16 protein-coding genes and 5 pseudogenes are annotated in these 24,905 nt (G+C 55.9%); 13 read left to right on the top strand and 8 right to left on the bottom strand.

Translation table 11 applies throughout. The annotated features are described in order from the left end of the window. Positions 1-16 precede the first annotated feature (16 nt). From AC0L7U_RS06565 to AC0L7U_RS06530, 8 genes and pseudogenes are all read right to left on the bottom strand, one after another. Positions 17-1,270: an ABC transporter substrate-binding protein gene (locus tag AC0L7U_RS06565; protein WP_473694727.1), complete on the bottom strand. Its 1,254-nt coding sequence runs from the start codon at positions 1,268-1,270 to the stop codon at positions 17-19. A 34-nt stretch (positions 1,271-1,304) separates the two neighbouring features. Then, the gene (locus tag AC0L7U_RS06560; protein WP_473694725.1) at positions 1,305-1,484 is read right to left on the bottom strand and encodes a hypothetical protein; all 180 of its coding nucleotides are present in this window, start codon (positions 1,482-1,484) and stop codon (positions 1,305-1,307) included. Positions 1,485-1,727: 243 nt separating this feature from the next. Further along, positions 1,728-2,258, bottom strand: coding sequence for a hypothetical protein (locus AC0L7U_RS06555; protein ID WP_473694723.1), 531 nt, complete (start codon positions 2,256-2,258; stop codon positions 1,728-1,730). Position 2,259: 1 nt separating this feature from the next. Then, positions 2,260-3,051, bottom strand: coding sequence for a DeoR/GlpR family DNA-binding transcription regulator (locus AC0L7U_RS06550; protein WP_473694721.1), 792 nt, complete (start codon positions 3,049-3,051; stop codon positions 2,260-2,262). 466 nt (positions 3,052-3,517) lie between these two features. Next, a pseudogene (locus tag AC0L7U_RS06545) lies at positions 3,518-6,716 on the bottom strand (efflux RND transporter permease subunit). Between the two features lie 133 nt (positions 6,717-6,849). After that, positions 6,850-7,976, bottom strand: a pseudogene (locus AC0L7U_RS06540) (efflux RND transporter periplasmic adaptor subunit). After that, positions 7,885-8,370, bottom strand: a pseudogene (locus AC0L7U_RS06535) (alpha/beta hydrolase fold domain-containing protein); the annotation flags it as partial. The pseudogenes AC0L7U_RS06535 and AC0L7U_RS06540, both read right to left, overlap by 92 nt. A 145-nt stretch (positions 8,371-8,515) precedes the next feature. After that, positions 8,516-8,803 (bottom strand): annotated as a pseudogene (locus AC0L7U_RS06530) (alpha/beta hydrolase fold domain-containing protein); the annotation flags it as partial. 272 nt (positions 8,804-9,075) lie between these two features. Between AC0L7U_RS06530 and AC0L7U_RS06525 the strand changes: the two are divergent. The 13 genes and pseudogenes from AC0L7U_RS06525 to AC0L7U_RS06465 all read left to right on the top strand — a co-directional run bounded on the left by AC0L7U_RS06525 (position 9,076) and on the right by AC0L7U_RS06465 (position 24,904). Then, on the top strand, positions 9,076-9,978 hold the full coding sequence (locus tag AC0L7U_RS06525) for a LysR family transcriptional regulator (RefSeq protein ID WP_473694719.1): 903 nt from the start codon (positions 9,076-9,078) through the stop codon (positions 9,976-9,978). Between the two features lie 641 nt (positions 9,979-10,619). Then, a complete protein-coding gene (locus tag AC0L7U_RS06520) occupies positions 10,620-11,915 on the top strand; it encodes a tyrosine-type recombinase/integrase (RefSeq protein ID WP_473694717.1) in 1,296 nt (431 codons plus the stop codon). A gap of 361 nt (positions 11,916-12,276) precedes the next feature. Beyond that, the gene (locus AC0L7U_RS06515; protein WP_473694715.1) at positions 12,277-12,552 is read left to right on the top strand and encodes a helix-turn-helix transcriptional regulator; all 276 of its coding nucleotides are present in this window, start codon (positions 12,277-12,279) and stop codon (positions 12,550-12,552) included. A gap of 169 nt (positions 12,553-12,721) precedes the next feature. After that, the gene (locus AC0L7U_RS06510; protein ID WP_473694713.1) at positions 12,722-14,164 is read left to right on the top strand and encodes a hypothetical protein; all 1,443 of its coding nucleotides are present in this window, start codon (positions 12,722-12,724) and stop codon (positions 14,162-14,164) included. A 235-nt stretch (positions 14,165-14,399) separates the two neighbouring features. Further along, positions 14,400-14,825 carry a DUF5681 domain-containing protein gene (locus AC0L7U_RS06505; RefSeq protein ID WP_473694711.1) on the top strand — a complete coding sequence of 142 codons (426 nt, stop codon included), beginning with the start codon at positions 14,400-14,402 and terminating at the stop codon, positions 14,823-14,825. 348 nt (positions 14,826-15,173) lie between these two features. Continuing rightward, positions 15,174-15,332: pseudogene (locus AC0L7U_RS06500) on the top strand (helix-turn-helix domain-containing protein); the annotation flags it as partial. Positions 15,333-15,335: 3 nt separating this feature from the next. After that, positions 15,336-15,533 (top strand): hypothetical protein, encoded by a 198-nt coding sequence (locus AC0L7U_RS06495; RefSeq protein WP_473695935.1) that lies wholly within the window; start codon positions 15,336-15,338, stop codon positions 15,531-15,533. A gap of 39 nt (positions 15,534-15,572) precedes the next feature. Next, on the top strand, positions 15,573-17,951 hold the full coding sequence (hsdR, locus tag AC0L7U_RS06490) for an EcoAI/FtnUII family type I restriction enzme subunit R (protein ID WP_473694709.1): 2,379 nt from the start codon (positions 15,573-15,575) through the stop codon (positions 17,949-17,951). Between the two features lie 15 nt (positions 17,952-17,966). Further along, positions 17,967-19,523 (top strand): class I SAM-dependent DNA methyltransferase, encoded by a 1,557-nt coding sequence (locus AC0L7U_RS06485; RefSeq protein ID WP_473694707.1) that lies wholly within the window; start codon positions 17,967-17,969, stop codon positions 19,521-19,523. After that, complete coding sequence (locus tag AC0L7U_RS06480; RefSeq protein WP_473694705.1) at positions 19,523-21,319, top strand: restriction endonuclease subunit S; 1,797 nt, start codon at positions 19,523-19,525, stop codon at positions 21,317-21,319. The genes AC0L7U_RS06485 and AC0L7U_RS06480 overlap by 1 nt, the downstream gene beginning before the upstream one ends. Further along, entirely contained in the window at positions 21,319-22,467 is a 1,149-nt protein-coding gene (locus AC0L7U_RS06475) for an HNH endonuclease signature motif containing protein (protein WP_473694703.1), read from the top strand. The genes AC0L7U_RS06480 and AC0L7U_RS06475 overlap by 1 nt, the downstream gene beginning before the upstream one ends. Next, on the top strand, positions 22,464-23,516 hold the full coding sequence (locus AC0L7U_RS06470) for a DUF5655 domain-containing protein (protein WP_473694701.1): 1,053 nt from the start codon (positions 22,464-22,466) through the stop codon (positions 23,514-23,516). Before AC0L7U_RS06475 ends, AC0L7U_RS06470 begins: the two co-directional genes overlap by 4 nt. Before the next feature lie 50 nt (positions 23,517-23,566). Then, positions 23,567-24,904 (top strand): hypothetical protein, encoded by a 1,338-nt coding sequence (locus AC0L7U_RS06465; protein ID WP_473694699.1) that lies wholly within the window; start codon positions 23,567-23,569, stop codon positions 24,902-24,904. Position 24,905: the final 1 nt, after the last annotated feature.

The raw sequence follows: 24,905 nt of genomic DNA, 5'->3' as shown, positions 1-24,905 counted from the left end.
GTCCTGTTCTCTCGATTTAGCGGTTCTTCGCTTTTTCAGCCTGCGACGCGATCTCCGTCACGGCCTGCTTGGCGTCATACTGACCCTTGGCCGCGGCGTTGATCGTTGAACAGACCGCGCTGGAGAACTGCGGATACCAACCTGGCGTGCCCTGTTTGAAAAGCGGCTCCGTTGTCTTGGACTGGGCAATGAGAACATCACCGGCGAAAAGCTTGCCTTCCTTGTTGAGCTGCTCCAGTACGCTGAGACGCGGCGGCAGATCGCCGAGAGTGTTGTAAATTTCAATCTCGTTTTCCGGCTTCGCAATCCAGTTGATGAAAGTTGCTGCGGCCTTCTTGTTGGAGGCAAGGGCCGGGATACCGACAGCTTCCGGCAAACCGAATGTGCGCGACTTGCCAACTGCGGACGGCATGAGCGCCGCAGCCACCTGATCGGCGATCTTGGACTTCTTCGGGTCGCTATAGACCGCGAGATTGCCAGCCCAACCCGCGACATCAAACGTGCTTTCACCAGCTTGGAAAACCTGCTGGACTTGAGTGTCCTTGAGGCCGGTCGCGGCCGGGTCGATCAAGCCTTCCTTCAGCGCGGTCAAGATGAAATTCAGAGCCAGATAGCCACCAGATTTTTCATCGGTGAAGAGAGGCTTGAGGTCGTTGTCGAAGAGATCACCACCGAAGGCCATCGCCAGCAGATACCACGCTGTTGAAGTGCCTTCTGTTGCCGAGAGCGGCAGGCCGATCGGATGCTCGGAGATGCCTGCCTTCTTGATGGCACGGGCAGCTTCCAGCATGTCAGTCGGTGTCTTCGGGGCCTCCTTGAGGCCGGCCTTGTCCAGATGGGCTTTGTTGTAGATCAGTACCCGGAAGTCATTGTTATATGGCAGTGCCAGCAGCTTGCTGTCGTAGTTGAAGATCTTCGCCGTTGGAATGTCGGCCACCGTTTCTGCCGGGACAATGTCTTCAAGGCTATCGAACCAGCCTGCGGCTCCGAACTGCCCAACCCAGGACCAGTCGAATTCCACGCCGTCAGCCGGTGCCGTTCTGGCGACCATGGAGGTCACGACTTTGGTGCGAATATCATCCCAGCCCATGGTCTGGATCTGTAGTGGAATACCCGTTTCCTTTGTGAAACGGTCAATCATGGTTTTGGGCAACGTGCCCCATGGCGGCAACAGGACATTGAGTTGCTTGCTGTTTGCAAAGGCAATGCGAGGAAAGGCTGCGGTAAGATTGGCCGCCCCGAGGGCCGCAAGGAACGTTCTTCTTTTCATTTCAGTACCTCTGGTTGGTTTTTTGACTTATTTTTTACTGACGCTGGTTCGCGTCGAGTTCCTTGGAAAGCTGTTTTGTCCAGTTTTGACAGGCAGGCAGATCAGCGATCTGTGCTGCGCGCAAAAGCGCTCCTCCGACAGGAGGGAGGCATGGGGCTGACGGTGGTGTACCAAGCCGTCTGGTCAGATGAGCTTTGACGACGTCGCTCTGCATGACACCTCCTGCGAAGCTCCAGCGCAGAGGATCTGCGCCAGAAGTCTGCCTCCAGGCTGCCTGTGCTGCCAAAGCCAAGGCAATCTGCGGCGCGTTCTAGAAGTGTGACGGCAACGGGATCCGCTTCATCGGCCAACTCGCCAATGAAGCGGGCCACGCCAGCGATGTCCTGACGCGGGTTCTTTTGCCCGTATAGCCAAGGTCAGGAGGTCATCCGCACGGATGCCTAAGCGTGATAATAAGTTAACTGAGAAATCTCCTTTCGGAGCGCGTCCATCCAGCTCTTGCGATACGCGCGAGAGCGCTTCGCGGCCAATCCAGTGCGCACTGCCTTCGTCGCCAAACAGATCCCCCCAGCCGCTGGTGCGCACTTGCGGTGCCTGTGGGCCTCCGCTGCTGGCCCAGCGCCATGGCCCCGGTGCCTGCCAGAATGAGCACGCCACCGTCACCGGCGAACGCACCATCAAAGGCAATGCGGACATCGTTTTCGACCACAACAGGACACGAAAAAAGTGCCGCTGCCGCTTGGATCTGTGCTGTCGAGAGCTCGTTAATCTCGCCGTGAAATGGCAACCCGAGAACCGCCGCTGCAATCGGTTCAGGCAAGTCGCTGGTCATGCCGTGGACAAGATGATCAAGATGAGACTGCCAGTCCGGAACGGCAAGTGGATCGAGGCTGCCTGCTTTCTGGCAACGCAGGATCTTGCCGGTTTCATCGGCCACTGCGGCCAGGGTTTTGGTGCCGCCGCTGTCCAGTCCGAATACCAATGTCATCTCAGCCTTCGCCTTTCTGCTCGGCAAGCAAGGGGGCCAAGGTCAGACCAATACCGCGATCTGCAAAGCGGTCTTGCCACTCGCGCGCAAGACTGCTGTCGGTGATGACTTCAAGGGTCTCTTTCAAGGGGGAAACTCGGTAGGTCAGATGATTGCCGAATTTTCCGGAATCGATCAGCAACATGCGTTCTGATGAGCGAGAAATCATCTTGGCGTTAAGGCTCGCTTCGGCTTCATCCAGTGTGTAGATGCAGCCATCGGGAGCCAAAGCCCCAGCTCCGAGGAAGAGTTGGTCAAACCACAATTCCTCCAACATCCGTTCTGCCAGCCCGCCAACCATTGAGGCATTCTCGGTGCGCAGCATGCCACCAAGAAGCGTAACCTTGACATCAGGCACGTCCATCAGGATTTGCGCCACCGGAATGCAGTTGGTGAAGACCGTCAGGGCCATCGGCCGCAGCCTGATGCATCGCGCAAGCTGCAGGACAGTCGTTCCCGCGTCCATCAGCACCGTGCTTCGGGGGCGGAGCCGGGTATACGCCGCCTCGGCAATGGCACGTTTTTGGCTTAGATTTTGCTGCTCGCGGAGGGAAAAAGCGACTTCCTGACCGGCAGATTCCGCAATCTTGGCGCCGCCTCGGGTGCGACTGATCATCCCCTGATCTTCAAGCTCTATCAGATCCCGGCGCACCGTCGCCATTGAGGCACCGATAGCGTCTGCGATGTCCTGAACCGAACAGGTGCCATCGGCATAGAGCAACTTGCGAATTTCCAGGAGACGATCGTCTTTCACGTTTCAATCCTCAAACACATTCTGGATTGAATACAACAAAAGGAATAAGTCAGAGTCAATCTAATTTTTGATTGTTTTTGATCGGTAACATACAAATATCTGAATATTAATGACTTATTTGATCGAGACATGCCGCGATGACAACCCTGTATAACGCTCGTCAACCGTCAGAAAAGCCAAAGGGGTGTCATGGTTTCTCGTGTTTCCATTGCCGTCTCCGGCCTGGGAAATGGGTCGAAAAGGGGAGGGGCTTTCAAGCCGATACAGTCGCCGTTCGGGAACGGCCGGTTCATATGACGGTATCGCAAGGCCAGGTGTGTCCCTGCGGGCGCAATTGATGGCTGAACAGGGGCGTGGTGTGGCAGGCTTGCTATAAAAGGGATGCTGAAAAAACTTAGGCGACGCTGGGGGATCAGCGTCGCCTGAAACGTCATCGCAAAGGGTGCCCGGAGGTCTTGGGCACCGTTTACGAAGCGTCTGCCTCGTGTGCCGGCTCACCGCTCAAGGTGCCGTGGTCGCCGTGGGTCACCAGCGGTTTGTTGCCGCTCAAGCGCCGAATGACGACGTAGAAGATCGGCGTCAGGAAAATCCCGAAGGCAGTGACGCCAATCATGCCGAACAGCACCGCAATCCCCATCGCGGTCCGCATTTCTGACCCGGCACCCGTTGATGTTGCGAGCGGCACTACGCCCATGATGAACGCCATGGATGTCATCAGGATGGGACGCAGTCGCAGACGACTGGCCTCAATGGCGGCTTGTACCGGCGTTCGCCCGTCGATTTCGAGTTCGCGGGCAAATTCGACAATCAGAATGGCGTTCTTTACCGACAGTCCCACCAGCACCATGAAGCCGATCTGGGTGAAGATGTTGTTGTCGCCTTGCGTCAGCCACACACCGGCCAGCGCGGCCAGCAGTCCTGTTGGCACGATCATGATGATCGCAAGTGGCAGGGCGAGGCTTTCATACTGGGCTGCGAGCACCAGGAAGACGAGCAGAACAGCCAGCGGAAAGATAATCAGGCCCGAGTCGCCCGCGATAATCTGCTGATAGGTCAGATCCGTCCACTCGTAGTCGATGCCCTTCGGCAAGGTTTCAGATGCGATCTTGTCGATTGCAGCCTGAGCCTGACCGGAGGAATAGCCCGGTGCCGGGCCGCCGTTGATGTCGGCGGACAGGAAGCCATTATAGCGTGTGACGCGCTCGGGTCCCGCCGTCGGCGTGACGGTGAGAAGAGCCGATAGCGGGATCATGTCGCCGTTTGACGAGCGGACCTGAAGACGTCCGATGTCATCCGGATAGGCGCGATAGGGCGCGTCGGCCTGTACACGGACCGAGTAAGTTCTCCCGAAGCGGTTGAAGTCGTTCACGTAAAGCGAGCCGAGATAGATCTGCAACGTGTCGAAGACATCTGTGACCGAAACCCCAAGCTGGTGCGCCTTGGCGCGATCGAGATCGGCGTAGAGCTGCGGCACGTTGATCTGATAGCTGGAAAACAGGCCAGCAAGCGACGGGGTCTGATAGGCCTTCGCAAGGAAAGCCTTCGTTGCCTTGTCGAGGGCTGAGTACCCCAGTGCCATTGCGATCTTCGATCTGCAACTTGAAGCCGCCAATGGTGCCCAGTCCCTGTACCGGAGGCGGCGGGAACATGGCAATATAAGCGCCTTTGATCCCGGCGTACTTCTGGTTCAGTGCCTGTGCAATGGCGCCTCCGGACAGATTGGGAGACTGGCGTTCGCTGAACGGCTTGAGCGTTGCAAAGACAATACCGGCATTGGAGGAGTTGGTGAAGCCGTTGATCGACAGACCGGGGAATGAGATGGCGTGCTCAACGCCGGGCTGATCCAGCGCGATCTTGCTCATCTTGCGAATGACATCGTCGGTGCGATCCAGCGTGGCGCCATCCGGCAACTGGGCGAAGCCGACAAGGTAGCCCTTGTCCTGTGCCGGGACGAAGCCGCCGGGCACGGTCTGGAACATGAAGTAGGTCGCTCCAACCAGCAGGAAGTAGACGATCATCACCAGCGTCTTGGTGCCCAGCAGACGACGAATGCCCCCACTGTATGCATTGGAGCCGCCATTGAAGGCGCGGTTGAAGCCTCGGAAAAACCAGCCGAGAGGCCATTCGATGATCCGGGTCAGGCGATCCTTGGGGGCATCATGGCCACGTAGCAGCATTGCGGCCAGCGCGGGAGACAGGGTCAGTGAATTGAAGGCCGAGATCACGGTGGAAATGGCAATTGTCAACGCAAACTGGCGGTAGAACTGGCCGCTGAGGCCGGTGATGAAGGCTAGTGGTACGAACACGGCCACCAGCACGAGCGCAATAGCGATGATTGGGCCAGAGACTTCACGCATGGCCTGATAGGCGGCGTCACGCGGGCTCAATCCCAGTTCGATATTACGCTCGACGTTTTCGACCACCACGATGGCATCATCGACGACGATGCCGATCGCGAGCACAAGCCCGAACAACGACAGCGCGTTGATCGAGAATCCCATCGCTTCCATGACTGCGAAAGTGCCGATTACCGAGACCGGAACCGCGATGAGTGGAATGATGGACGCGCGCCATGTCTGGAGGAACAGGATCACCACCAGCACCACCAGAACGATTGCTTCAAGCAGTGTGTGAACCACAGCCTCAATCGAGGAGCGCACGAAGGCGGTGGTGTCATAGACGATGCTGTAGGACACGCCATCCGGCATGGTCTTTTTCAGCTCTGCCATGACCTTGTGCACGTTGTCCGAGATCTCGATGGCGTTGGAGCCGGGAGACTGGAACACCGGCAGAGCGACGGCGTCTTTGTTGTCGAGGAGAGAACGCAGGGCATAGCCGTCCGCACCGAGTTCGACCCTGGCGACATCTCGCAGGTGGGTAATCTGCCCTGTGGCGCCGGTCTTGACGATGATGTTACCGAATTGCTCTGGCGTCTGGAGACGGCCTTGCGCATTCACCGAGAGCTGGACATCCAGTCCCTTGACGCCCGGAGATGCGCCAATGATGCCGGCGGCTGCCTGTACGTTCTGCTCACGGATGGCGGTGACGACGTCCGTAGCCGTCATATCCCGCTGTGCCAGCTTTTCCGGATCCAGCCAGACGCGCATGGAATAATCGCCTGAGCCAAACACCTGAACCTTACCGACGCCACCGATACGTGCGAGGCGATCCTTGATATTCAAGACGGCATAGTTGCGCAGATAAACGGGGCTGTAACGTCCGTCCGGCGACAAGATATTCACGACCATCATCAAGTCTGGTGAACTCTTGACGGTGGTGATTCCAAGCTCGCGGACTTCTTCCGGCAAGCGAGCTTCGGCCTGTGATACGCGGTTTTGAACGAGCTGTTGCGCCTTGTCCGGGTCGGTGCCGAGTTTGAAGGTGACGGTCAGTGTCATCTTGCCATCGGTCGTGCCTTGCGATGACATGTAGAGCATGCCCTCGACACCATTGATGGATTCTTCAATGGGAGTTGCGACGGTTTCCGCAATGACCTTCGGGTTTGCGCCCGGATACTGGGCGGTCACAACGACGGACGGCGGAACGACTTCCGGGTACTCCGAAATTGGCAGTGCCCGAAGGCCGAGAAGCCCCGCAACGAGGATGAGAACAGACAGAACGCCGGCAAAAACCGGCCTGTCGATAAAGAAGCGAGAGAAGGTCATGATTTGCCTCTTCGGGTTGATCTTTGCGTGGCTGGCGGGAGGGCTTGGACACACGCAGGCAACCAACCAAAACGGAAGGAAATGAACTGGCCCGGTGACTGATCACCGGGCCAGAGAAATCAAAAGGATCGGCTTACTGGCTTGCGGATGCTGTATCGACGGAGCCCATAGCCACTTGCTGGGGGGCGACGGTTGCCCCCGGACGCACACGTTGCAACCCATCGACCACGATGCGGTCACCCGGCTTCAGCCCGGCGGTGACAATCCGCAGCCCATCTGACCGGCTTCCCAGCGTCACTTCGCGGTAGGCGAGCTTGTTGTCTTTGCCGACGAGCAGGACGAACTTGCGATCCTGATCAGTGCCAACAGCCCTTTCGCTGATCAGCACATGCGATTGGGCTTCTGGCTGTCCCAGTCTGACGCGCACAAACTGGCCAGCGACGCAGCTTGTCCTGTGGGTTCTTGAAGGTGGCGCGCAAATGCACGGTGCCGGTGCCCGTATCGACTTGATTGTCGATAAACTGCAGGTGCCCATCGATTGGCTTGTCGATGCCATCGCTCTGGATCTGCACCGGAATGGCGGCAAACGACATAGAGCCATCCTTCTTTGCGGGCAGGGAGGCCAGCAGTTGGTTGACGACACGCTCGTCGACGTTGAAGCTTGCGTAAATCGGATCGACCGATACAAGGCTGGTCAAGACGGGAGAGCTTGCTCCGCTGGCGACGAGGTTGCCCGGTGTGACCTGGATCTTGCCGACACGACCCGAGATTGGCGCACGAATGTCAGTATAGTTGAGATCGAGTTGGGCTGATTGCAGGGCGGCTTCGGCGGCGCGTTGATTGGCCAGTGCTTCATCATAGGTGGCCTTGCGGTGGTCGACTTCGCTGCGTGCGAGTGCGCCGTTCAACAGTTTGTTGCCGCGATCAAATTCCAGTTTGGCGTAGGACGCCTGTGCTGCGGCGGCGGCAAGCTGGGCCTTGGCCCGTGCGACAGTGGCCTCAAAGGGCGCCGGATCAATTTTCACCAGAACATCACCCTTTTTGACAAGGGCGCCTTCGGCGAACTCGGTCGAGAGCAGGGCTCCGGCAACACGCGACCGGATTTCGACGGAATCAACAGCTTCCAGCCGTCCGGAAAAATCCTGCCATGGCCGAAATCTTTCGAACTTCAACCGGGGCGACGGATACGGGGATGCCGGAAGGGGCCGCGGCGGCTTCTGCGGCAACGGCCGGCGTTGTCGGCTGCCAGACAGCGCCCAGATAAGTGGACGCACCTGCGGCGATAACGAGCGCTGCAACGGTGGTATAAAGCGTGCGGCGAAGAGTGAATACGGTCATGAGACGTCTCCATGGCGATTTCCGGCCGTCGCCGTCTCTCCCGCTGGGCGGGGGGCAAAGCACCGGTTTGTTCGAAGAATTCGGTAAATTGGGTATGCAAGAAGGGCTGCCAGATGGGAGGCTGGTCGACCTTCTGGTTCAGACTGGCGGGCCAGCCGGTTGGTTTTTGCAGGACACGGTTGCGCACCGTGATGCCTGCTTGTCGAAGTCTTTCGGCGTAGGCGATGCTTTCGTCTTTCAACGGATCGTCTTCCGCCGTGAGGATCAGCGCCGGGGCCACATTGGCAAGCCGTTGGCACAGCGCCGGGGCGGCATAGGGGTGGCAAGCCTTGGCGGAGGAGCCAAGGTAACGGTTCCAGCCCGCTGCCCAGCGACAGGTCTTTGTTGTTGCCTGAGCCTTGACGAACGGACTGGGTTGCTAGGGTGGGATCCAGCATGGGAGAAATCAGGATCTGGCCCCGCAACGCCGTCTCGCCGCGGTCCCGCGCCATAAGCGCAACCCCTGCTGCGAGATTGCCGCCAGCTTCTTCTCCGGCGACGAACAACATCGATTGACGTGCAGCAAACATGCTGCACTGACGCTTCAGGGCTTCAAAAACGTCGAAGACCAGTTCAAGAGGTGCGGGAAATGGTCGCTCGGTGGCTCGCGCATAGTCGAGTGAGATGACAACAGCACCGGCGTCGGCAAGCGTTTTGGCAGCCACGTCGCTGCCGGCACAGGCGCCGGACACGAAATGTCCACCATGCATGTGGAGGACGAGAGGTGGCTTTTTTGACAACACATCAGACGCATGAACGCGAACGGTTACGAGACCGGACGTTTTGCAATCAAGGGTGTGTTCAAAGGACATGCTCATCAATCCGGTTGACATTTTGGTGACACAAAAAAGCCATCACCTCTTCCGCTGCCAAGGTAGGATTGTTTGGTTTTAGAAAAAGAGCCTGAAAATGAATAAGATTATTTCCACATGGGAACAATCAGGCGTATTCTGGTTCCTCGATTAGCGGGAAGGAAATTGAGATGGACCAACTTGCCGCAATGCGTGCCTTTATTGGGGTGGTCGATGCCGGAAGCTTCACGCGGGCATCTGACCAACTCGACATCCCCAAGGCGACGATGACCAAATTGGTGCAGGGGTTGGAAGCCCATTTGCGAACCAAGTTGTTGAACCGGACAACCCGGCGTGTGTTCGTGACGGTTGATGGGGCATTGTATTACGAGCGGGCGGCCCGGCTCTTGGGCGAAATCGACGAGCTTGATGGCACGATGGCGAGCTCTCAAGCCTTGCCGCAAGGTCGGTTGCGCGTCGAGATGTCAGGCGCTCTTGCAACCCAGATTGTTGTGCCAGCGCTTTGTGATTTTCACATGCGCTATCCGGATATTGCTATTGATCTTGGCGTCTCGGACAGGCAGATCGATATTCTGGCGGAGAACGTCGATTGCGCCATCCGGATCGGGGTCTTGCGTGATCAGTCTCTCATTGCCCGGCGGATCGGGCAGTTACATCTGATCACCTGTGCTGCTCCCTCTTATCTTGGGCGCTACGGTACGCCGATGCATCCAGGAGATCTGGAAGAGAGGCATAAGGCGGTCCGCTTCTTTCGTCCACCGAACGGGCAATCCATTCCTTTTGTTTTCAAGCGCGGCGGCGAGACCATCGAAATGGTAGGCAACACCACTGTGTCAGTCGATGATGCTGCGACCTATATCGCAGCGGCAGAGGCAGGGCACGGCGTTGCACAAGCGGCGACCTTCATGATCCGAAATGCGCTGGCGGAGCGGCGACTGGTTCAGGTCTTGCCAGACTGGGAGCGCGATCCAATGCCGATCCACATCGTCTATCCGCCCAATCGACATGTCAGCAACAAGCTGCGGGTTTTCGTTGACTGGGCTGCAAACCTGTTCGCGCAGGCCGATTTGTGACGCGAAGACGCGTGAAAGTATCTGAGCTATTTGACCGAACAGCAAAAAAGGCTGGAGGGATATGCGCCGGCCTGTCGCAGGTTTGAGGCCGTCCCGCTGCAGATGGCTTTATTTTGATGTCTTGTTGGCTTTGTCCCGAAGCCAGCCAAGCTCAGGCGGGAAGATGACGCGGTGGCGGTCGAGCTTCGCCGGGTCAAGGCTGAACTGGCCCGGGTGACGGAGGAGCGCAACATCTTGAAAAAGACCACAGTACGCTTCGCGCGAGAGTCTCGGTGAGGTGCGCTTTTATTGCGGACCAAACACCTAAGTGTCTACTGACAAGGTCTTTGTGGTCGTCTTATTGGATATAGTGATCTACCTCCAAACCGTCGCATTCAAGCGCACGCATTTGAAACCCAGAATGCAACCCTGAGCATTCCGTGCGCAATCGGGCTCACTGTGAGTGAGATCTAACTGTCAGGAATTTATGGGAAAATTTGGTAGCGGAGGAGGCCACCAAATTACCGTCTGGCGATGTTCGCCGATACCCTGTGTTGTCTATGTAAATCAGCAATTTAGTTGCACTTTTTGTCCATATAGGTCTTGATATGCCTACATGTTTCCTCCATATTTTAGGGGTAGATAATGGGTAGGTAACAGCTATGGCAAGCGGCATTCACCGGCTTTCGGATCGGCAAATCAAAGCGCACAAGCAACGCGGGCGACTGTCGGACGGCGGCGGGCTTTACCTGCAAGTCAGCACGTGGGGCACGAAGTCTTGGGAATTCCGGTTCACGCTTCACGGCAAGACCCGCACCATGGGGCTAGGCCAGTACGAACTTGTGCCGCTCAAGAAGGCGCGGGAAGAAGCCGAAGCCCTTCGTCAAGTCGTACGCGAAGGCAACGACCCCATAGAGGCGCGCAACGCCGCGAAGCTGAAAGCGCAGATAGAGGCCGCAACTTCCATCCTATTCAAAGACGCCGTAGAAAAGTGCATCGCGCGGAAGGAAGGCGAATTTCGCAGCGATAGGCACCGCAAGAACTGGCGTCGCAGCATGGACGCGTATGCGGTGCCGATCATTGGTGACATGAACGTTGCGCACGTCACGACACAAGACATTCTGCGAGTGCTGAACCAGCCGGTTGACGATGGCACCCTGTGGGAAAACAGAACCGAAACCGCGTCGCGTCTTCGTGGCCGCATTGAAAACGTCCTGTCGTGGGCCACGGTCGCGGGCTTCCGTACCGGCGACAATCCGGCGCGATGGATGGGCAATCTAAAAGAACTTTTGCCGACGCCTTCCAAGGTAGCGAAGGTCACGAAGCAACCGGCCCTCTCGCAATCCGACCTTCCAAAATGGTTTGCCGCCCTGCGCAAGCGCGATGGCGTGGCCGCGCGGGCGTTGGAATTCTTGACGTTGTGCGCGTCGCGTTCGGGCGAAATACGCGGCGCGAAATGGCAGGAAATCGACCTAGACGCACGCATGTGGAAGATACCGGGCGCGCGCATGAAGATGGAACGCGACCACCGCGTGCCGTTGTCTGACGCCGCAGTTGCGGTGCTAGAGGCGCTTCCGCGCGTTGAAGGGTCCGACTATGTGTTCCCTGCCGTCCGGGGCGGTGCCCTGTCCGATGCGGCCCTGTCAGCCGTCATGCGCCGGATGCACGCGACCGAATTGAAGGCGGGGCGGAAAGGGTGGCTAGACCCGGACAGCGGGCTTCCTGCGGTGCCCCACGGCTTGCGCTCGACCTTCCGCGTATGGACGGCAGAACGGGGCTACGACCACCACATGTCGGAAATGGCCCTTGCCCACAATGTGGGTTCGACCGTCGAACGGGCGTATCAGCGCAGTGACATGGTAGAGCGTCGCCGCGCCATGATGGCGGATTGGGCGGCGTATTCTCGTGGCGAGGCGAACGCCGGTAACGTCGTGCAACTTCACGCGGGGGCCGTGTGATGGCGAAGCGGACCTTTCCGATAGACGACAACGTACCGCACCCACCTGTGGGCAAGAAGCAACCTGACCCAGCCAAGGCCACATTGGACCGCGACGCCTTGGCCGCGTTCAAACGGGGCGACTTCCCAAGCAAGCGCCAAGCTGCCGAAGCATTCTTGCCTTCATACTATGGCGAGTGGGCGACGCAGCTTCCGCACGACGAACGCGAAGACAAGATAAAGTACATCGTGCGCAGATTAGCCGAACTTGAGCGGAGAACTAGCGTAAGCATCTGACTTTCGTAGGAATTTGTCACCATGACCAGCTCTGGAACGAGCCGTTAGGGTCGTCCTTGTCTCGATAAGCACAAGGATACCCGACCATGAACACCCACGCCAACACCCCCGCGCCGCCCGCTGCCTGCACCCTCATGCGCCCCGCCGACGTGTCCCGCATCACCGGTATGAAGCGCAGCACGCTCTACAACCATATCGACAAGGGCACGTTCCCCCGCCCCGTGAAGTTGGGCGAGCGTTTCGCCGTGTGGCCGTCCGACGAAGTGCAGGCAATCTTGAACGCCCGCATTGCCGGAAAGGGTGACGACGAAATCCGCGTGCTTGTCGGCGAACTCGTGGAAGCGCGGAAGCATCGCGCGTAGCCGTACGGTAGAGAATATCTCTACCGCGCTTTTCATTCAAATAACTAGAATTCCGTCAAAAATATCTGGGAATGTGCAAATCAAAGCACTCTACCCACATACTACCCACAGGCGTGCTGCGAAAATGTCGAATAGTCCACTTCTAACCCCATCGCCCGGCACACTTGGCTTGCTAGAAGACATTGCCGATTACGTCTACCGGCAAGCCCCGCGCCCGACACAAGAAGCCGCCATGGTGGCAGCGATTGCGCTTTCGGCGGGCATCTATGGCCGGGCGTTCAACGTGTCTGGCACAGGGTTGAACGTGTGGTTGCTGTTTCTCGCGCTGACCGGCACCGGCAAGGACGCTATCGCTTCCAGCCTATCGAAGTTAATGCAGGCGGTCGTTCACGGCGGCAACATGACGCCGGGAGCACCGGAAGTCTTTCCCGCTGCAAAGGAATTCGTGTCGTTCAGCGACATGGCGTCCGGGCAGGCCATGCACAAGCACCTAGCGAAGTGTACCAGCACGCTATTCGTGAACGGCGAAGCCGGGATCAGCTTTTCGCAGATGAACAGCCCAAAAGCGCCGCAACATGTCCAGAACATGAAGAAACTTCTTCTCATGTCCTACAGCAAGAGCGGCGCAGGCGAGACGCTTGGCGGCATCAAATACAGCGAGCGAGAAAAAGACATTGCGCCCATCGCATCCCCGGCACTTAGCATCGTGGCCGAAAGCGTGCCTGAAACGGTCTTCGCTTTACTGGACGAAACGCAAATCGCCGATGGCTTTATGCCGCGCTGGACTATCATAGATTACCCCGGCGACCGCCCATACCTGAATGAGCATCGGCTAAAACAGCCGCCCGACGCCTTAGTGGGAAAGCTGACCGAGCATTGCGAACTTGCGCACCGGATCAACCAAAAGGGTGTGCCCACAATGGTCAATATGACTGAAGACGCGGGATGGGAACTTCGCAGTTTCAACGATTATTGCGATAGTCAAATCCGGGGTAGCGGCGAAGTGCACCGCCAGCTTTGGAACCGCGCGCACCTCAAGGCAATGAAGCTTGCCGCAATTGCCGCCGTCGCTGTTGATCCGCTCAACCCCGTCGTGAACTTCGACCAAGCCCGTTGGGCCGCAATGATCGAACACGATAGCGTCCAACGCCTCTTGCGTCGCTATGAAGCGGGCGAAGTTGGCGACCAATCGAAGTCGGACAAGGCACAACAAGAGCATGTGCGACGTGTTATCCGCGAGTGGATCGAACGCCCGTGGTCTGAAATGCAGCGTTACAAGATCGCGGACGCTGACGTGCACGGAAAGCAGGTTATCCCGTGGTCCTATATTTCCAAGCGCCTAACGAACGTTGTGGCATTCAAACAAGCCCGAAACGGAGCAACGAGCGCAATCCGCCAAGCCGTCAGGGAATTGATGGCCTGTGGGGAAATCGCACGTGTGCCGAATGAGCAATTAGCGAAGATTACAAATAGCAACGCCGAATTTTTTATGCTGGCGGAAGAAAGCAACGTGTTCGGCGGCGAATTCAAACGACGCGTTGGCGAAGACCGAAGGGCAAAGCAAGCCCTCAAGGGCATCATGGCGGGCACGCCGCCGGGGGAGGAAATCTAAGGTTTCAAAGGGTCGATAATCGCCTAAGTGCATGGAATTGCGAAAATATAATGTTCTAATGTTTCTAACGCCAGAAACATCAAACCAGCCCAAATGCCAACCGGGGAATACACGCAATACCCTTAGACCATTAGAAAAGTTCTATATTTGACATTATTTTCAATTACTTATGGCATCTAATGCCGCCGACGAAGGACTTAGAGGCTAAGAACCGCCGCAACGTAGAGAAAGGGGCGTGACTTTGACGACGCGGAAACCAAAAACGCCTTCACTCGCTGATGATACAGCGGAAAACAGCGCTGTGGGCAAGCCGTTCAAAAAGGGGCAGAGCGGTAACCCGGCAGGCAGGCCGAGGGGTGCACGCAGCAAGCTATCCGAGGCATTTCTTTCGAGCTTAGCGGATGATTTCAGCACGCATGGGACGGAGGCAATCGAAGCTTTGCGTCGTACGGACCCGAAATCCTACCTGCAAATCATTGCTGCCATTACCGCCAAGGTTCCGTTGGCCGAAGTCAACGTGACCAACAACACGCTCGTAGACCAGCGACGCGTAATGGTCGTCAAGGATCACGGCACGGATGCCGAGTGGGAGGCCAAGCTGCGGACACAACAGCGCGCGCTCACCGAAGCCGCTACGGTCAGTCAACCCGAGAAAAACTGAAACCCAGCGCACGTTCCCGTCGCATTATCTCAGAGCGCACCCGCGCCCACCTGCCCTGCTCAAGAATGTCGCTGTCGTACCACGCGCGATGCTCTTCCATGCAGGCGATGTCAAACGCCAGCTCGCCGTGCTGGGCGTAGACCTCTTCGACCTTCGCGGCGATTTCGCGACACGGGATGAGGCGGGGGCGAACGGAACCCTGCCAGACCGACCAGAGTATCATTCCCCAAATCGGCGACAAACAAACCACCCAAATTATGGCGGATACCCATGCTTCCGACATATCCAGCACCACACGAACGTTGACTACAATATGTTCTTATATCACTACATATCGTACGTAGCCAGATGTGTGTCTATAGGGAACAAAATGTTCCCATGGAGATATTCGCTAAACGGCTACAGGAACGCGCGAAGCAACTCGGCATATCAAACGCCGAAGCTGCGCGGCGTGGGGGATTGGAAGAGCGGCGCTACGCACACTATGCGTCGGGACGACGGGAACCGGACTTGGCCACTTTGAAGACTATATCGGAAGCGCTCGGGACAACGCCTAACTGGCTGCTTGGCGTGATCGACAAGCTTGAGAAAGAACCGGAAAAAGCTGCATTGATTGATAGATTTTCAAATGCTGCTTCAGGAATGGCCAGAGAAGAACTTGAACTCTGTGTCATACAGGCCGAAGCGATAGTTGCGTCTAAGAAATGATTCGAAACTTGTTGGTAAAATTATTGTGGGAGAGCGTTTTTGGAGACCGAGGCCGACACATGCCGGAAAGAGGTGATACCGAAACTTGTTGAGGCCGGTTGGGATAACCCACCCTACGCCATCAACGAGCAACGGTCATTCACCGACGGACGCATCGTGTTCGTTGGCGGTAAGGCGCGTCGGGGGCGGCAAAAGCGAGCCGACTTCATCCTGCGCTATCGGTCGGACTTCCCCATTGCTGTAGTCGAGGCAAAATCCAAATACAAACACGCTGCCGACGGCCTTCAACAGGCAAAGGATTACGCGGAAATCCTTGGTCTGAAGTTCGCCTACGCAACCAATGGCCGGGAAATCGTCGAGATAGACTACACCACCGGCATTGAATGCGACCTGACCTCATTCCCGTCACCCGAAGAGCTTTGGGAGCGTCTCTCGCGATCCGAAAAGCTTGACGACGATATCAAGGAACACTTGCTCTCACCGACCTTTCCCGACAAGGACAAGCCGCTTCGGTACTATCAGGAAATCGCGGTCAATCGCGCTGTGCAGTCGATCCTTCAGCACCGCAAGCGCGTTCTGCTAACCCTTTGCACCGGCGCGGGAAAAACCGCTGTTGCATTCCAGATTTGTTGGAAGCTCTGGAACGGCGGCTGGAACCCGAAGGGCAAGAACCGGAAACCGAAAATCCTGTTCTTGGCTGACCGGAACGTGCTGGTAGACGACCCTAAAGACAAGGACTTTAGCGCCTTTGGTGATGCCCGCTTCAAAATCAGCGGCGGGGAAATCAGCAAGGGACGCGACATTTATTTCGCAATATACCAAGCCATTGCGGGCGATGAATCCCGCGATGGCTTATTCAAGGAGTATGCGAAGGATTTCTTCGACCTCATCATTGTCGATGAATGCCACCGTGGCAGCGCCCGCGACGACAGCAATTGGCGTGAAATTCTGGAATGGTTTGAACCCGCCTACCAGATCGGAATGACCGCGACACCAAAGCGGGAAGACAACGCCGACACCTACAATTACTTCGGCGATCCAGTCTACGAATACAGCCTTGCCCAAGGCATCGCCGATGGCTTTTTGGCACCCTACCGCGTTCACCGTGTGATTTCTGATTTCGATGCGGCGGGCTGGCGTCCGTCTCAAGGCGAACTTGACCGCTATGGGCGTGAAATCCCCGATGCGCAGTACGGAACCCGCGATTTTGAACGCGTGGTTGCTCTGCGCGCGCGAACCGAGGCCTTCGCAACGCACCTGACAAGCTTCCTCAAGCAAACAGATCGCTTCGCAAAAACCATCGTCTTTTGTGTGAACCAAGAGCACGCGCTTGAGATGCGCAGTGCGCTTGCGCGTCTCAACGCCGATCTTGTGAAACAGCACCCCGACTATGTGTGCCGCGTGACTTCCGACGAAGGCGACATTGGCTCCGCACACCGCGCCAAGTTTCAAGATATCGACAAAGCAACGCCCGTTATTCTCACAACGTCACAATTGCTCACAACGGGTGTCGATGCGCCGACATGCAAGAACGTGGTGCTGGCGCGTGTCGTTGGCTCAATGTCGGAATTTAAGCAGATCATCGGGCGCGGAACCCGGCTGCGGCCCGACTATGGCAAGCTTGCTTTCAACATCATTGATTACACCGGTACCGCCACCGAAAAATTTGCTGACCCTGCTTTTGACGGTGATCCGGTCAGAGAGCGTGAACAGGTCATCGACGAAGACGGCGATGTTGTTGACGAAACTGAAATCACCGAAGAAACCGATACCCCCGGCGACATCGACACCACCGAAATAGACGATACGAACGGTGGCCTACCCGACGACACCGAACCCGGCTTGCCACGAAAATTCTACTATGACGGTGGCAGCGTCGAGATTATTCGCCAACTGGTCTACGAACTCGATTCCGAAGGCAAGCAACTCGCCGTCCGTCAGCTAACTGACTACACGGGCGAAAAGGTTCGCACGCTCTATCCTAACGCTTCCGAACTCAGGAAGGATTGGCTCGACCCCGCTCGTCGTGCCGACATTATCGAACAGCTTGAAGACAAGGGCATCGACACCCAAACGCTTGGTGAGGCTGTGGGCAAACCCGATGCCGACCCGTTCGACCTGCTTTGCCATCTTGCCTATAACGCACCACTTCGCACGCGCCGTGAGCGCGCCGAACGTCTGAAGCGTGAAGAATCGGCGTTCTTCGAGCAGCACGGGGACAAAGCCCGCGAAGTGCTCGACGCGCTCATTGAGAAATATGCGGAGCACGGAACTGCGCAATTCAAAATGCCAGACGTGCTCGAAATCCCGCCTTTCAACGATTGGGGAAACGTCGTGGAAATCGCCGCCCGCTTCGGCGGCGGCAAGGCCATGCGCGAAGCCGTCAACGAACTGCAAAAACGCCTATACGGCGCATAAGAAAGAGAAATATCCTTGGCCCGGCAACCGAAGAAGAAGCAGCCACAGACAACCGCCCAACGCCTTGACAGCATCATCAAGTCGGCGCGCAAGATCATGCGTAAGGACAAGGGACTGAGCGGCGACCTTGATCGTCTGCCGATGCTCACATGGATTATGTTCCTGAAGTTCTTGGACGACATGGAGCATATCGAGGAAGAGCGCGCGGAGATTGCGGGCAAGGCGTATCGGGGCGCTATCGAAGCACCCTACCGTTGGCGTGATTGGGCTGCGGAAGAAGGTGGCATTACCGGTCCCGACCTGATTGACTTTTTGACGTTGGACGTAGCCGAACGCCCGGACGGAACCAAAGGGCCGGGCTTGTTCGCCTATCTGCGAAACCTTCGCGGGAACAATGGCACGCGCGGACGCAAGGACGTAATCGCGACCGTGTTCCGGGGTCTGTCGAACCGCATGGAAAGCGGCTATCTGCTCCGCGATGTCATCAATCTTATTGACGGCATTCACTTCGATTCCTCTGACGAAATTCATACGCTCGGTCGGCTATATGAAACCCTGCTGCGCGAAATGCGCGATGCCGCAGGCGATTCCGGCGAGTTCTACACGCCGCGTTCCATTGTGCGCTTCATGGTCGAGGTCACGGACCCACAGCTTGGCGAAGCGGTTCTTGATCCGGCCTGCGGCACAGGCGGCTTTTTGACCGAAGCCTATGCGCACATGGCCAAACAGGCCGATACGGTCGAAAAGCGCGAAATCCTCCAATCGTCGAGCATCTTCGGCGGGGAAGCGAAGCCGCTTCCCTTCCTTCTGGTGCAAATGAACCTTCTGCTACACGGTTTGGAGGCCCCAAAGATCACGCCGGACAATTCATTGAAAGTTCGCCTGTCGGAGATTGGCGAGGCCGACCGTGTAGACGTTATTTTGACGAACCCACCCTTCGGCGGGGAGGAAGAAACCGGCATCCTGAACAACTTCCCCGAAGACCGGCGCACGGCGGAAACGGCACTGCTGTTCCTGCAACTCATCATGCGGCGGGTGAAGCGGGGCGGCAAAGGTCGCGCCGCTGTTGTCGTGCCGCACGGTGTTCTGTTTGGCGGCGGCATTGCTGCGCGCATCAAGGCGGACCTGTTGAAGGAATTCAACCTGCACACTGTCATGCGTCTGCCTGAAGGCGTTTTTGCGCCCTATACCGATATTTCCACAAACATAATCTTCTTCGACACCACCAAGGCAACCGGCGACATTTGGTTCTATGAACAACCCAAGCCGGAAGGGCGGAAGAAGTACTCCAAAACTGCGCCGCTGACCTTCGACGAACTCAAGCCCTGCCTCGATTGGTGGAGCGCCCGCGAAGAAAACGAACAAGCGTGGAAAGTACATGGTCCCGACCTTATCGAAACCGACGATGCAGGCCGGATTAGCGCCTGCAATCTTGACCTGAAGAACCCAAACACAACCGGTGTGGTAGATCATCGCACCCCGCTCGAAATCGTCGAAAGCATAGAGGTCAAGGAACAGCGCATTCTTTCCATAATGGGCGACATCAAGCGCACTCTGTCGGAGATGGCATAGTGGCCTGGAAAACAATGCAATTAAGTTCTCTGGCGCGTTTGGCCGCGCGATCAGAACCAGTTGAACCGACTAAGCAATATCGACAAGTTGGGGTCCGCCTCTGGGGTGCGGGCGCGTACGAGCGCGAAACCATTTTAGGCGCGGAAACTCGTTACCCCGCTTTGTCGCGGCTCAAGGCTGACGATATTGTCGTCAATAAGATTTGGGCGCGAAATGGTAGCGTAAGCGTAGTCAGTAAGGAATTGCATGGTTGTTACGCTTCGCCAGAATTCCCGCTTTACGAGATAGACCAAACGGAGTTGCTACCGAGATACTTTTATTGGTTCACCAAGTCCAATTTGCTTTGGGACCAATGCGACAAGCTTTCTCGCGGGACAAGCGGGCAGAATAGGCTCAAACCTCAAGCGTTTCTTAATGTCTCAATTCCCATTCCACCGCTCGATGCACAGAAAGAAATTATTCTTCGGCTTGACGAAGTTCAGGCAAAGCTCGGAAAACGAGAAGTCGAACTAGCAGCCGTCGAACGCGAAGCCAACGCTATGTTGTTCAACGCGTTTCAAGAAATAACCGACGGCGTTGAGCACTTACCGCTTTCCGAAGTAGCGCCGCTCGTACGTCGTCCCGTCGAAGTCGCACTTGATGGAGAATATCCAGAGCTAGGCGTTCGCTCTTTTGGCAAGGGAACCTTTCACAAGCCCACGCTCACCGGTGCCGATGTGGGCAACAAACGCTTGTTCGAAATCCATCAAGGCGACTTACTATTCAACATCGTGTTCGCATGGGAGGGCGCGATTGCTGTTCCCGGTGCCGAAGATAATGGCCGTGTCGGATCGCATCGCTTCTTGACCTGTGTTCCCAAGCCCGAACTCGCACTTGCCGAATTCCTGCGCTTCTATCTTCTCAGCCCTGAAGGACTGCAAAAAGTTGGCGAAGCATCGCCCGGCGGGGCGGGACGGAACCGGACTTTGGGGATCAAGAAAGCGGAAAACATTCACGTTCCTGTTCCCGATATCAACGTACAGAAGCGATTTGTGCAGCTATGCGCTCAGGTCGAACAAGTGCGTGCCATTCGTGCTTCCACAGCGAAAGACACGGAAGCCCTTATCCCCGCCATGCTGAACGAGATTTTCGAGCGGCAAGCAAACGAGCCTGAAGCAGCTCTTGTGACATCGGAAGCAAACGTTGTTCAGCTTCCAGCTAAGCAAAAGGCTGAAATCGACACTCCGTTCAAGGAGGCCGTTCTAGTCGGAGCTATCGTCAAAGCCTTCCACGAAGACAATGGCCAACCGATAGGTAACTTCCGTCTACAGAAGGCCGTCTACTTCGCGCGTCGCCAGATGGGCGAAAGCGCGCTCGACAAGGATTATCTCCGCAAAGCCGCAGGCCCCTACAATCCCAAAATGCGCTATTCCGGCGGCATCAAGATTGCCACTGATAAGAATTGGATTGCACGCGGAAAGAAAGGCGAATGGGAAGGCAGCGTACTCGGTAAAGCTGCCCACGATATGGACGAATGGATTGAGCGCTACCAGTTCGCCCCCGCTGCCGCGTGGGTACGCGACCGCTTCAAGTACAAATCCAACGACCTGTGGGAAGCACTCGCAACCATCGACTACGCCGTGCTGGCACTAGACCATGACGGCACCCGCCCAGCCCCGGCGGCGATCCTTTCCTACATCGAAGCCGACGACGAATGGCGTCCCAAGATTGACAAGCTACGCCTCACCGAAGCGTCGATCCAGAACGTGATGGTCGAGCTTGAAAGCTTGTTTGCGGATGTGGGAGGTGGCGTCTGATGCGAGCAACGCAAAAAGCGCTGATGGCGCGTGGAATGGATTCGAACGGCGCGGCGAAGCTCGCACAAGATGGTTGGACGCTTAACAAGTTAAAGTTGTCCAGCGAGACCGAATTGAAGGCCATAGGGTTGGGTGAAAGCTTCATCAATGCGCTTTTCAAGGAACAGCGTCCCCCTATTCCAACCGACAATCTCATGAAGGTGCTGTTTGACAATCGCTTTCAATGTTGCGTGTGCAGAGACTCCAATCAGTCAATTATCGTCCACCACATAGATGAATGGGCGCAGAGCCGGAGCCATGACTTGGAAAACTTGGCCGTCCTGTGCCTCCAACATCATGACAGGGCGCACACCAAGAGCACGTTGTCACAGAATTTGGACGCAACCACGTTGCGCGGCTTGAAGGCGGAGTGGGAATCTGAAGTCAAGAAGCGTGACGCCGAATCTGTATATGCAGCAATGCGTCTCGAATACAGCAATTGGAATTACATCAATGAGCTACGCGTTTTTGAGATCGCGAACAAATTAGGGATCAATTTTTCTAGGATCAAATACTTTTCGAACGCCCTTGCCGCAGCCGTGATTGAATCAGATGGAATACCAATTCCAGTCGATAACGAAAATCTCTTCTACATGTACCAAGGTCCAACAATTCTACCGCGCTATCTCTACATAGCAGGCGTCTTTAACGAAGTTGTCAGGCGAATACCAATAATCAACGTATCGGATTTTCTAGACAAAGGTGTCTTGGGCTTTGCCTTGAAAGCGGGCGATTATATATTTGTTCAGGGAAAACACGTTTTTTCACCTATAAAAAACAGGCATAAGTATCAAGGACGTGGGCAAACTTGCGAGGGCGTACGGCGGGCAAACGAAGTTGAGGTTCGTTTCGTTTTTGATCGGTGGGAAGCAACTTCGAGTTCAGCGCAAAGCCAATGGCTTACCGGAACCCGCGATCAAGGCAGCCTTGTACAAGTGAAGGACTTGGGCCGCGAAGAAGGACGTTTGGTCGTTCGCGGAACAGTCCTCGGGATCGGCTCCAACTTTGGTGACCTCAAAACGCGCGAATATGCTCAGAGTTGGTTAGAATGGATGCCCACACATCAGGAAGATGACGACATCGACGACGACTGGTTGGACGACGAATGACAGAAGAGCGGATCGAACGGTTTTTCTGCAATGCCTGCAAACAGAAGACCAAGCACTTCATTCGTGGCGAATACAACAAACACGATGGCGACGCTGCCTACTGGTACAAGCACCGTATGCTAATCATTGAGTGCTGCGGTTGCGAGAATCTTGAACTCGTCAAGATGACTTTGTTTTCGGAAGATGTTGAGTATTTCGACAACCCGGATACCGGTGAGCCGGACAGTGAAGGCAAGTGGGATGAGGTCATTTATCCGCCTGTCACCTACCGTAGTCCTCCAACGTGGTTCGAAGACCTGCCTGACGATACACTAAGGGAAATTTCTGCTGAAATTTACAAGTCGCTTCAAACCGGGTCGCACTATCTCGCAACCTTCGGTTCTCGAACTCTGATTGACCGCCTGATTGTTCTGACCGTCGGCGACAAAGGCAACTTTACCAAAGGTCTTCAAGCTTTGGAGGACGAGGGGAAGCTTTCTCCGCAAGAGCGTGAGATTCTAGACCCCGTGGTGAAAGCTGGAAACGCCGCTGCGCACCGTGGTTGGGCACCAACAAAAGAACAGATTGCCGTCATCCTCGATACCGTTGAAGGGCTAATCCACCGGCTCTTGGTACTTCCTACGCTAGCCGAAGAATTGAAAGAGGCTGTGCCGAGCCGTGGCGGCGGCGGGAAAGCCAAAGCGGGGAAGCCGGTCGTCACCGTAAAGGACAAGATCGACGCAGCACCGAAGGATTTGCGGGCTATCTACGACGAACTGGCCGGAAAGCTTCGGGCGCTGGGCGATGACGTGACCGTTCACCCACAGAAGCACTATATGGCGTTTCGTCGGAACCGGAATTTCGCATCCGTCCAAATCTACAACCAGAAACGTGTTGTGCGCGTCTACCTGAACCTTGATCCCGAAGCGGTTGAGCTAGACCCAGCAGTAATGCGCGACGTGCGCCAGATTGGTCATTTCGGCACGGGCGACTTGGAAATCACCCTTAAGTCGAAGAAGGATATCGATAAGGTATCTACGCTGATAGAGACGAGTTATGAGGCATCATGAAGCCAATGGGAAATGATTTGTGATTTTCGCGTATGCCGGAGAAATTCTGAATGAGTAGTTCCGCTAAATCTACTGCCGTCGCAGTCAAAAAGGTTTCGATGCCGGACGTTCTGGCTTCGTCTGAATCGATGATTGTGAAGGTGACGGATGCCCTTGGGCTGCCACGGGATATTTTACCAAGCGATGACCAGATTAAGCACGCTTGGGACCAATTGCCCCGCCTACTTACAAGCATTCCGCCAGAACTACGCGATGAGCGCCTTGTCAAAATGTGCGTGGCAGTTTCGTGCGGCCTATTTGATGCTGGGATCAATTATATCTGGAACGCCGCAGTTCTGGAACTTCGCAGTAAAGTTCGACACTTCGGCATCGAAATTATCCCACAAGTACTTGATAAGTCTAACTTCGATGAATCAACGCTCGTCGATCTGAAAGACTCCGAACTTATCGATTTATGTCTCAAGTTGAATTTGATCGGTGATGATGATTTTTTCTTCTTGGATCAATGTCGCGCGACCCGAAACAATTTCTCCGCTGCTCATCCTGCCGACGGCGCGATAGATGAGTATGAATTCATCAATTTTGTAAATCGCTGTCGAAAGCACGCGCTAGTCAGCCAGAAAAACCCCAAAGGGGTAGATGTACGCAAGCTTATCGCGGCACTAAAGGCTGGTAGATTTAAGAAGGATCAACGCGACGAATGGCTTCGTAGAATTGAAGAAACATTTGACGCGCAACGGGAGCTTATTTTCCCAATGCTGCATGGCATTTATTGTGATCCGGCAGCAGGCGAAGAAGCTAGAAACAACGCGCTTACGATATGTGAAAAACTAGCGAAGAGCTTCAGTCCAAAGGCTCGTTCGGCGCTCATCGATCAGCACCAAGATTATAAAGCGAAAGGCGAGGACAAGCGCGCATCCGCATCCAGCTTGTTTTTTGAAAAAATCGGTTTGCTTGGTCTGCTTGGCGAAGCCGAAGTGCATGGCGCGATAACCAAGGCTTGCCAGAAACTGCTGACTGTCCACAACGGTTTCGACAACTTCTATAACGAACCCCCGTTCGCCGAACGCCTTGCTGCACTTTCCGAAAAGAACTCCGTTCCAAACACTGCGCAGGCCGTATTTGTCGAAGCCGTGATCACATGCGGCATTGGGAATCAGTACGGGGTTTCTCACGCAGCGATGCCATCATATAGGCAAATGGTCCGTTCGTTTTCTCCGGCAGAAATCCAGATAATGTTCCAACTTACAAAGGGAACAGGAACGATTGCGGCCCGGCTGAAAAACTATGAGAAGTGTCGCACCAAGTTCAAATCGCTGGTTGGCGAACTCAGTGCTAAGAGCGTTCCAACGGCGGTAAAAGCGGATTTTGGAAAGTGGTCGTCCTAGG

The organism is Roseibium sp. 10G30-5 (genome assembly GCF_055809635.1).
The sequence above is the reverse complement of the archived record's forward strand: the minus strand, read 5'-3'. Positions and strand labels throughout refer to the sequence as shown.